The organism is Paraburkholderia sp., assembly GCF_026225065.1.
In the GTDB taxonomy this organism is placed as follows: Bacteria; Pseudomonadota; Gammaproteobacteria; order Burkholderiales; family Burkholderiaceae; genus Paraburkholderia.
Window position 1 is genome coordinate 1 of record NZ_JAMFSB010000393.1, and the last position, 9840, is coordinate 9840.

Sequence of the window (9840 nt, forward strand, 5' to 3'; positions counted from 1 at the left end):
CCCGCTTTCGAACATCAATAATCGCAGAGCGTTTGGATGCACGACCGCGCGCTCTTCAACCGCTCTTTCCCCGACAGCATGGAAGAACTCGACGCCCTGATTGCTCGCGCTGACGCCTATCTGGCAGCACATCAGACCCACGAAGCGATGCAGCAATACCAGCAGGTGCTTGAACAGCAACCCCGGCATGCTCACGCACTGCACCGAATGGGGCTTGCCTGCTTTCATCTGGACCAGGCGGAACGTTCACGCGAGTATCTGGACGAGGCATTGACCGTTGCCCCAGAGCGTGCGGACATCTGGGAGCATCGCGGCATATTGGCGGCCGGGGGCGGCGATCGCGTGGGCGCCGAAGCGTTCTATCATCGCGCGCTTGGCCTGGCGGGCAGCACGGCCACCTTGCACCGGAATCTCGCCGATTGTCTGCGTCTGTCTAGCCGTTTTGCCGAGGCTCGCCTGCATTACATCAAGGCGTTGGAGCTGGATCCCGGCCTGCATCATGCCGTTCGCGCCTTGGCCAGAATCAGCACGGAGCTCGGTCAGTTCGCCGACGCGGCAGATTATTGGCTGCAAGCCTGGGCGCTCGATTCGACCCGGAAGTCGGAGGTGGTAGAACTGTTTGCAGCCCTGTCAAAGGCGAGCCGCGACAGTCAGATCGACGCGCTGCTTGACCAGCTTCGTGCGCGTTTTGCAGCCAACGCCGATGCCGACGCGCTCGAGCGATTGGCGTTCGCATTGAACGGCATCCATCGCTTCAGGGACGCCATCGGCGTAGCGGTCCAGGGACTCGCCATCAATCCGCGTAACGCATGGCTGCATCACAACGCGTCGTATGCATTCAACATGCTGGGTGAATTCGCGCCAATGCACTTGCATACCATCAAGGCAGCGAAGTTGCTGCCCGATGACGCTCGCATGCAATTCAATCTGGCGGCGGCTCAACTGCGTTTCGGCGACTTCGAACAGGGGTGGAAACAATACCGCTGGCACGAAGCTCTGCCGGAGAACCATGATCTGGTTCGTCCTGGTTGTCCTGAATGGAAGGGCGAGCCGGTTGCAGGGTGCAGGTTTCTGCTGATCGGCGAACAGGGCCTCGGCGATCAGCTTCAGTTTCTGCGCATGGCGGACTGGCTGCATCGGCAAGGCGCGAGCGTCGACGTGTGGGTCGAGGCGCCGCTGGGCGAGCTGGCGCGTAGCGCAGCCGGGGTTCACGCTGCGTGGACCACATCCCCGCCCGGATCATATGACTACTGGTGCCGCATGCTCCGGGCGCCGGAGCATATGAAACTGGAGCCGTCGATGCTGCCGCTCGCGATGCCGTATGTAACGCCTACGCCGGCCAAGGTCCGCGGCTGGCAGGATCGACTCGCTGAGATCGATCGCGCCGATCGGCATGGCACGCGCAGAAAGCGTGTCGGGCTGGTGTGGGCGGGCAATCCGGGGTACGGGCTCGACCGCTTTCGGTCGATTCCTTTGGAGCGTTTCAGGGCCGTCCTCGGGCAAGCTGGCGTGAAGTGGTTTTCTCTGCAGATGGGTCGCGCGCAAGAAGAAGCGGCTGCGTTGCCGGCGGAGATCGGCATGCATCTGCTGGGTCCGGAAATCAACGGCTTCTCCGATACGCTGGCCATCATCGATGCGCTCGATCTGGTGATCACCGTCGACACCGCTGTCGCGCATCTTGCCGGCGCGGCCGGTCGACCCGTGTGGATCCTGTTGCCTACCTTTACCGATTGGCGCTGGATGATCGAGCAGACCGATTCTCCCTGGTATCCGTCGGCACGGCTCTTTCGTCAGCGGGAGTTTGGCCGGTGGGAGCAGGTGTTGGAGGAGGTGCAGACTGCACTGCAAGGCTATGTGGAAGATACCCGCGCCTGAACCGGACTAGCGAACCCGGTTTAGGCGTTGGAAGAGAAATGCGAAGCGCGCCCGAGGCGCTCCTCGCATGCCTGCCCGTCTGGCAATCTCCATTTCGTGCGGCGGGCAACACGCGCTAGCGTCCCATCAACGTATCCATGGTCTCGCCGTGCACGAGGATCTCGGTGCGCCGGTTCAGCGCGCGTCCCTCAGGCGTATCGTTGCTGGCCACGGGATTGTTGTAGGCGTTGCCCTTGGTGCGGATGCGCTCGGTGGCCACACCACGCGCCACCAGCGCGTAGCCTACCGCCGTGGCGCGTGCTTCTGAGAGTTGCTGGTTGTACTCGAGCGTGCCGACGTTGTCGGTGTATCCCTCGACGAGGATCGGCTTCTTGCTGCGATTGAGCAAGACCGCCGAACGGTTGACCACGGCTGCCGCGTCGGAACGTATCTCCGACTTGCCGAAATCGAACAGCGCGGTTTCGGGCAGTTTGACGGAGACGCCGCCGGCGACCGGTTTCACCTCGATGCCCACTGCCTGATTCAACGATGTTTCTTTGGCGCGATCCAGCGTGGATGCGCAGCCTGCCAAAACCATCACAGCCATGGCGCACGCGCTTGCACTGAGGAATCTTCTCATCACTATTCTTCTCCATTGGTATCTGATCACATGGCGTGCCCGCGACACATGGAAAAGCGGACCGCCGATTTCGTAACGCAGCGATCTTTTATCGTGCGGGGCAGTGAACGGAGAATCAGAGCAGTCCGAAAGCCGGAGATTGGTTGATGCACGTCAGACTGGAAGCGACGTGGCGGGGAACCTTGTAAGCTGCGCGCTGAAAGGTTTGTCCCTACGCGGCGCCGTTATAATCCGACACCATGGCTACCCGTTTCAATGCCGCTGACGCCCATTGGCGCGTCGCGCCCTTACCCGGTTTCAGCCGGGACCAGAAAGACTGGCTCACCCGCGGTGGCTCGCTCACCGCGCATCTGCGCACGCTCGGCGCCGTTGCGGTGCGGGTCACACGTGAAGCGGTGGCGCTGCCGTGGGCCGATGAGTCCAATGCGCTCGGCGTCGAGTGCCGTGCTCCGGTGTGGGTTCGGGAGGTGGTGTTGTCAGTCGACGGCACGCCGTTCGTCGCGGCGCATAGCATTGCGCCACTGGCCGCGAGCGCCGGTGTCTGGCAGGCCATGCGCAAACTGCGCACGCGGCCGCTGGCCGAACTGCTCTATAGCGATAGCAGCGTCGCCCGCTCGGCGCTGGTGAGCCGTCGGCTCACGGCGCGTCATCCGCTGTACCGGCTGGCTGCGCGTGAGATCGGCGAGACGTATGCACGTCCACAAGCGTTGGTCGCACGCCGCTCGGTGTTCGAGCGCCATGGCGCGCCGCTGATGGTCACCGAATGTATGTTGCCAGCCTTGTGGGCGCATCTTGCGTCGTCCACGCCTGAATCGTCCGGGCACGAACCGCAGCGCATCCACGTGCGCGAACACGGCCGGCCCCTCGAGCACACTGCGTCGCGTGCTCATCCGGTGCAGCGCGATACCCGCAAGGGGTAGCTCGCATGACGACGCAAAAGCGCTGTTTTCCTCCCGTCGTGGATGCCAACACGAGAGTCCTGGTGCTGGGCAGCCTGCCGGGCGAAGTCTCGCTCGCGCAAGCGCAGTACTACGCGCACAAGCAGAATCGCTTCTGGCATTTGATCGGCGACGTGATTGGCGAGGAGGTGCACAGCCTCGACTACCTCACGCGCCTGCAGACGCTGCTGCGTCATCGCGTCGGCCTGTGGGACGTCGTGGCCGAGGCGCAGCGAGAAGGAAGCCTCGATAGCCGGATCCGCAACCATGCCAGCAATGATTTGATGGCACTCGTTGAATCGCTACCTCATCTCGTGGCAGTCGCGTTCAACGGCGGCACGGCTGCGCGGCTCGGCATGCGAGCGCTACTGGGCGCGGCCGGGAACGTGGAATTCATCAGCCTTCCGTCGAGCAGCCCTGCTTACACCATGCCTTACGCGGAGAAGCTCAAGGCATGGGAAGCATTGCGTGGCTGGCTGGTCGAGCCGTCCTCAGCCAAAGCCGCGCAGAGCACGCAGAACGGTCGCACGTAGCCGGCCGCACCTAGCCGGCCGCACCTAGCCGGCCGCACCTCGCCTACACCCCAAGTTTCGCCAACTCGCCATACACGCGCTGCAGCCAAACCTTCACGCGTTGCCGCTCCAGCAGACCAAGCCCTGTAGCGGCGCGGTCCGGATGATTGACCGCGGCCCAGAAGCTCGTGCTTTGCTGATCGATCTTCTGCATGGTCGTATCGGGCAGATGGCGCAGGGTGATTACGCTGGCGCCCAGTGCTTCGGCCCGCGCACGTTCGCCCGACGCCTCCAGAATCTCGAAACGATCGCCTCGAACTTCGTTCAAAACGATCACCAGCTTGAGACGCCCACCGAACTGATCGAGCCATTGCCGCAGCAGATCGACCGAATCGCGGCCGCTGTCCATCACGTGCCACCACGTCAGCGTGAGGCCATTCTCTTCGGCCACTGCCAGCACATCGGAATCGTCGAGCCATTTGGCGAGCGGTTGCTGCGTTTGGGCGGCGAGGTCCACCAGAATGCGCCGCTGCGGATCTTCGAGCGCAGCTTCCATCACGGGATCGAGGCTGTCGTGCCGGTCCAGCACGGCGGGCGCGGCATAGTCGCCATAGAAGCGCAGCAGCGCCCCGTGCGAGCGGTCAGTGTCGAAGCCCAGAAACGGCACTTTCGCGTCGATGAAGTACTGCGCCAGCACGCGCGCGACGAGCGATTTGCCCACGCCGCCTTTTTCTCCGCCAATGAAGTGGATGTTGCTCATACTCGAGGATCCTTTGTGGTGGTGTGAGTCTTATCTGACGACCGTATCAGGCTTCGATGACGGTGCGGCGAAATAAAGTTTCAAGCAATGTAAAGGCTGGATACGCTGGATAAAAGCAGATTGCGAACTAGCCGCACACGATCTGCAAACAGGGTACATGGAAAAGAAATTCGGGGGCGGCGAATGCTATGCTCTCATTCGACCAAAATATTGCGTCTCTGGCGCGACATCCTGACATGACGAAACTGATCAAGCGCGCTTCGGCCGAGGCCCGCGCATTCCGCAACCGGGAAGCCGAATCTGTCGCCACCCGGCAGAAAACACTGCGGACAGGCAAGCGCGCGCAACGCGACGAAGACCTTGATGACGCGCCGCGAATCGAGGCGCCACGCAAGCCGCGCTTCGCCCCCGTGACGTTCTCGGAGGAAAGCGGCGTGCGCTATCTGCACTTCGGCACGGAATGGGTGCAAGGCGCGATGCGTCTGCGCAAGCCCGATCACATCGAGCTCGAATACGCGCAGCAGATGATGGCCTGGCTGCTGTTCCTCGAAGCGCCGAAGCGTATTGTCCAGCTCGGCCTGGGCGCGGCGGCGCTGACCAAGTTTGCGTATCGTTTCCTGAAGAACTCGAACGTCGAAGCCGTCGAGCTGAATCCGGCGGTGGTGATCTCCGCACGCACGATGTTTCAGTTGCCTTCCGACGATGCCCGTCTCACCGTGCACGAAACCGATGCATGGGACTTCGTCAACGATCGCATGAACCACGGCACCATCGGCGCGCTGCAGATCGACGTCTACGATGCGACAGCGCGCGGTCCGGTGCTCGACAGCGTGGCGTTCTACCGCGCGGTGCGCGCATGTCTGACCGATGCGGGCCTCGTGACGGTGAACCTGTTCGGCGATCATCCGAGCTTCGTGCGCAACATGAAGCGTATGAACGAAGCCTTCGACGGCCGTGTGGTCGCGCTACCTGAAGTGCATGATGGCAACCGCGTGGCGATTGCGTTTTCGGGCCCGGCGCTCGAGGTGCCGTTCGCGACGCTCGAAGCGCGTGCCAGGCTGATCGAAGCCGAGCTCGGCTTGCCGGCGCGTCAGTGGATCAAGGGTCTGCGGGAATCAACCGGGCAGCACGGCGATTCGTTTTCGATCTAGGCGTACGAGGCAAGAAGGCGTTGCTTCGGGGTCGCCCCGGCTTGACCGTACCTTTGCGACTCCTATACTCTTTCATTGCTTTCGGGTCGCCTGTGGCTTCTCCGGTATGGGGTTCACCGCCCGTCAACCACGGGACGCAAGTCAATAAAAGGAAAAAGGAGACGTCATGGCTCACGACGCCGACGCCAACAGGGCCAGCAAGCGCTGGCTCTGGTTGCTGTTGCTTCCCTGGATCGCGATGATCTGGGTGCCGTCATATAACAAGGTCGAACCGCAGCTGTTCGATTTCCCGTTCTTCTACTGGTATCAGTTGCTGTGGGTGCTGATCAGCGCGGTCATCACGGCGCTCGTCTACTTCAAGACCAAGCGGCGCTCGCCGGATAGCACGCAAGGGGGCGTTCAATGAATCCCGTCGCCACCTTTGTCTTTGTCCTGTTTTTCATCGGCGTCACGATTCTCGGCTTTATCGCGGCACACTGGAGGCGCGGCGATCTCGCGCATCTCGAAGAGTGGGGCCTCGGCGGCCGGCGCTTCGGCACCATCGTCACGTGGTTCCTGCTGGGCGGCGACCTGTACACCGCCTACACCTTCGTCGCGGTGCCGGCGCTCGTGTTCGGCGCGGGCGCGACGGGCTTCTTCGCACTGCCTTATACGATCCTCATCTATCCGTTTGCTTTCGTCGTGTTTCCGAAGCTGTGGAGCATTGCGAAACGTCACGGCTACGTGACATCAGCCGACTTCGTCAACGCGCGCTATGGCAGCCGGATGCTTGCACTGGCAGTCGCCGTGACCGGTATCGTCGCCACCATGCCGTATATCGCGTTGCAGCTGGTCGGTATCGAGGTGGTGATCGGCGCGCTCGGGTTCGACACCAGCGGTTTTGTCGGCGATCTGCCGCTCATCATCGCGTTCGCGATTCTGGCGGCTTACACGTACACCTCGGGCCTGCGTGCGCCGGCCATGATCGCGGTGGTCAAAGACGTGCTGATCTACATCACGATCGGGGCTGCAGTGATCGTGATTCCGCCGCAACTGGGTGGCTTCGGGCACATCTTTGCCGCGGTGCCGCCGGCCAAGCTGCTGTTGAAAGCGCCTGACGTGTCGAATCTGAACGGCTACAGCGCTTATGCCACGCTGGCAGTCGGCTCGGCACTGGCGCTGTTCCTCTACCCGCACTCGATTACGGCGGTGCTGTCGTCGAAATCGGGCAACACGATCCGCCGCAATATGGCGATGCTGCCGGCCTATTCGCTGGTGCTCGGTCTGCTCGCGCTGCTTGGCTACATGGCGCTGGCGGCGGGCGTGAAGGACATGCCGGAATTCGCACCGTACTTCAAGGCCTTCGGCCCGAACTTCGCGGTGCCGGCGCTGTTCCTGCATTTCTTCCCGCCGTGGTTCGTCGGGGTGGCGTTTGCGGCGATCGGGATCGGCGCGCTGGTGCCGGCGGCGATCATGTCGATTGCAGCGGCTAACCTGTACACGCGCAATATCCACAAGGAGTTCATCAACCGGCACATGACGGGTGAGCAGGAAACCAATATTGCCAAGCTGGTCTCTCTGCTCGTCAAGGTGGGCGCCGTAGCGTTCATTCTCGGCTTGCCGCTCACGTATGCGATCCAGTTGCAGTTGCTGGGCGGCATCTGGATCATCCAGACGCTGCCGGCGATCGTGCTGGGTCTCTACACGCGTATGCTCGACTATCGCGGCCTGCTGCTCGGCTGGGCCGTCGGCATTGCGACCGGGACGTGGATGGCAGTCTCGCTGAAGCTCGCCGGCTCGATCTTCACGATCCACCTGTTCGGCCTTGCGATTCCCGGCTACGCGGCGGTGTGGTCGCTGATCGTGAACCTGGTGGTGTCGGTGGTGGTGAGCCTGCTGGTGCGCGCGGTTGGCATGAAGCACGCAGAAGATCGCACCAACCCGGAAGACTATCTGGACGTGGTCGAAAGCTAATCCTCCGAAGCTACTGTCCAAAAAACGCCCGCAACGAAAAATTGCGGGCGTTTTGCATTTTGGTGCAGGATAGCTACATCGCAACCCAGCTTCCGCGCGACCATGTCCTCTGCCGATTCTGATTCTGATTCCGATCGCGACCCCGTGATGCCGCGCCGCACGAGCACCAGTCGCGTCCTCAGGTCTATCACCTCGCCGTATTACCGTTACCGGCACGCCAAACTGCTGCATAGCGTGCGGGTCGGCCTCGCGATGATGGTGTCGATCCTCGCCACGACGGGCATCAATATTCCGCATGGCATCTGGTCGTCGGTGACGCTGCTGGTGGTGATTGGGGGCTTGCAGCATCACGGCAATATCCGCAAGAAGGCTGCCGAGCGGGCGGCAGGCACGCTGCTCGGGGCGACCATTGGGCTCGCGCTGATCCTGCAGCAGAACCTGTTATTCGGTTCGTTGTGGCTGACCTATGTGCTGATGTCCATTGTCGCGGCCATCTGCGCGTGGTACGCCATCGGCAAGGGCGGCTATATCGGACTGCTGACGGCAATTACCATGTGCATCGTAGCGGGACATGGCGACAACCTGATCGACACGGGCTTATGGCGCACGCTCAACGTGCTGATCGGCATTGTGATTGCGCTGGCGTTCTCGTTCGCGCTGCCGCTGCATGCGACTTACTCATGGCGCTACCTGCTGGCTGAGAATCTGCGAGGCTGTGCGCGGATTTACGCGCGCCTTGTGAACGGCGCGCCTTTCGATGCGGACGAAGAGATCAAGACGTTTCTGGAGTTGAACAAGCGGCTCGTGCAATCGCGTTCGTTGATGCCCTCGGTGGCGAAGGAGATCGAAGCGTCGCCGGGGAAACTGGAGGAGATTCAGCGCGTTCACCGCTCGGTCTTGAGCGCGCTGGAAATGATGGCGACCGGTGCGCTGGCACACGCGGACGCCGCCGCCCGTGCAGCGTTCTCGAAGCAATGCGGCGCCGAGGCGCACGCAGTGCGGGCCATGCTGCTGGCGATGGCGCGGGGCCTGCGCTTCGGCGGCGCGGCGCGCTTCCTGGCGCCCCAGGTCGTGCTGTCTTGTGTGCCCGGCGGTGCGCTTGCGCAGCACCTCACTCCCGAACTGCAGGGGCCATACTGGCTCGGCGAGCGGATGATCGAGCAGGTCGACCGCCTGCGGGCCTTGCTGCTCGAAACGGAGCCGAACTGGAATATCGAGCGGCATGGGCAGGGCGTCCACGCCGCCGCGGCAAAACCGGGCTGACCCGGTCGAGGCGTGGCCTCGCCGTCGCTGCCTCGTCACCTGAGCGGGCGGCGGCAGGCGAGTACGCTCAGTGGGAGCTCAGCTCGGTTGTTCGGGGGCCATCACCATCCAGCCGATCCCAAACTTGTCGGTCAGCATGCCGAAGCCTTTGGTCCAGAAAGTGGCCTGCCACGGCATGTCGACCTTGCCGCCGTCGGCCAGGGCGTTGTACAGCTTCTCGGCGTGGGCGAGGTCGTTGCCCGTCAGCGTCAACCTGAACCCGGTGTGAGTGACGCTTTCGCTCATGCAATCATCGGACATCATGAGGATGGTCGGACCGAGCTTGACCGAGGCATGCATGACCATGTCGGCGAACTTAGGATTGGGCGTCTGGTCGGGATTGGGCGGCGCGTCCCTGTAGTGCATCTTGAACTGCACCTCGGCGCCTAGCTTGTCGGTATAGAAGCTCAGCGCTTCTTCGCAGCGGCCGTCGAAAAATACATAAGGCTGGATTTCCATGGTCGTCTCCCTGTCCCATGCAACTGATTGCGAAAGTGGTCACGTGCGCGACGCGGCCGCTGTCTAAACAGACAGAACAACGCCACGACAAACGATTGTAGTCGTCTGTCGTGGCGTTGTTTGTGAAACCAGGTGAAATCCGCCAAAGCCGTGTTGACCGGCCCTGGAGAAGGCCCGCATAGCTCAAACGTACTTAATGCAGTTAGCGAAGTTCTTCGATCAGCTTTTCCAGCTTGACTGCGTCAGCGGCGAACGCGCGGATGCCTTCGGC

10 protein-coding genes are annotated in these 9840 nt (G+C 62.3%); 7 read left to right on the forward strand and 3 right to left on the reverse strand.

From position 1 onward, the window contains the following. Nucleotides 1-36 precede the first annotated feature (36 nt). Nucleotides 37-1875 carry a tetratricopeptide repeat protein gene (locus M0954_RS27455; protein ID WP_367279539.1) on the forward strand — a complete coding sequence of 613 codons (1839 nt, stop codon included), beginning with the start codon at nt 37-39 and terminating at the stop codon, nt 1873-1875. A 115-nt stretch (nt 1876-1990) separates the two neighbouring features. On the opposite strand, the gene M0954_RS27460 is transcribed toward M0954_RS27455, so the two are convergent. Continuing rightward, a complete protein-coding gene (locus M0954_RS27460; RefSeq protein ID WP_122153985.1) occupies nt 1991-2494 on the reverse strand; it encodes an OmpA family protein in 504 nt (167 codons plus the stop codon). A gap of 239 nt (nt 2495-2733) precedes the next feature. Between M0954_RS27460 and M0954_RS27465 the strand changes: the two genes are divergently transcribed. After that, on the forward strand, nt 2734-3414 hold the full coding sequence (locus M0954_RS27465) for a chorismate lyase (protein ID WP_122153986.1): 681 nt from the start codon (nt 2734-2736) through the stop codon (nt 3412-3414). Between the two features lie 5 nt (nt 3415-3419). Further along, the gene (locus tag M0954_RS27470) at nt 3420-3965 is read left to right on the forward strand and encodes a DNA-deoxyinosine glycosylase (protein ID WP_297356635.1); all 546 of its coding nucleotides are present in this window, start codon (nt 3420-3422) and stop codon (nt 3963-3965) included. A gap of 43 nt (nt 3966-4008) precedes the next feature. Here the strand turns inward: M0954_RS27470 and M0954_RS27475 are convergent, their stop codons facing one another. Beyond that, nucleotides 4009-4704 carry a mobilization protein gene (locus M0954_RS27475; protein ID WP_123384517.1) on the reverse strand — a complete coding sequence of 232 codons (696 nt, stop codon included), beginning with the start codon at nt 4702-4704 and terminating at the stop codon, nt 4009-4011. A 236-nt stretch (nt 4705-4940) separates the two neighbouring features. Here M0954_RS27475 and M0954_RS27480 point away from each other — a divergent pair, with 236 nt between their 5' ends. The 4 genes from M0954_RS27480 (at nt 4941) to M0954_RS27495 (ending at nt 9071) form a co-directional block, all read left to right on the forward strand. Beyond that, entirely contained in the window at nt 4941-5855 is a 915-nt protein-coding gene (locus M0954_RS27480) for a spermidine synthase (RefSeq protein WP_297356637.1), read from the forward strand. Nucleotides 5856-6021: 166 nt separating this feature from the next. Further along, nucleotides 6022-6261 (forward strand): DUF3311 domain-containing protein, encoded by a 240-nt coding sequence (locus M0954_RS27485; RefSeq protein WP_297356639.1) that lies wholly within the window; start codon nt 6022-6024, stop codon nt 6259-6261. Beyond that, on the forward strand, nt 6258-7808 hold the full coding sequence (gene mctP, locus M0954_RS27490; protein ID WP_122153990.1) for a monocarboxylate uptake permease MctP: 1551 nt from the start codon (nt 6258-6260) through the stop codon (nt 7806-7808). The genes M0954_RS27485 and mctP overlap by 4 nt, the downstream gene beginning before the upstream one ends. A 102-nt stretch (nt 7809-7910) precedes the next feature. Continuing rightward, nucleotides 7911-9071, forward strand: a complete 1161-nt coding sequence (locus tag M0954_RS27495) for an FUSC family protein (protein WP_297356641.1) — start codon at nt 7911-7913, stop codon at nt 9069-9071. Nucleotides 9072-9149: 78 nt separating this feature from the next. On the opposite strand, the gene M0954_RS27500 is transcribed toward M0954_RS27495, so the two are convergent. Then, nucleotides 9150-9569, reverse strand: coding sequence for a VOC family protein (locus tag M0954_RS27500; RefSeq protein ID WP_122153992.1), 420 nt, complete (start codon nt 9567-9569; stop codon nt 9150-9152). Between the last annotated feature and the right edge of the window lie 271 nt (nt 9570-9840).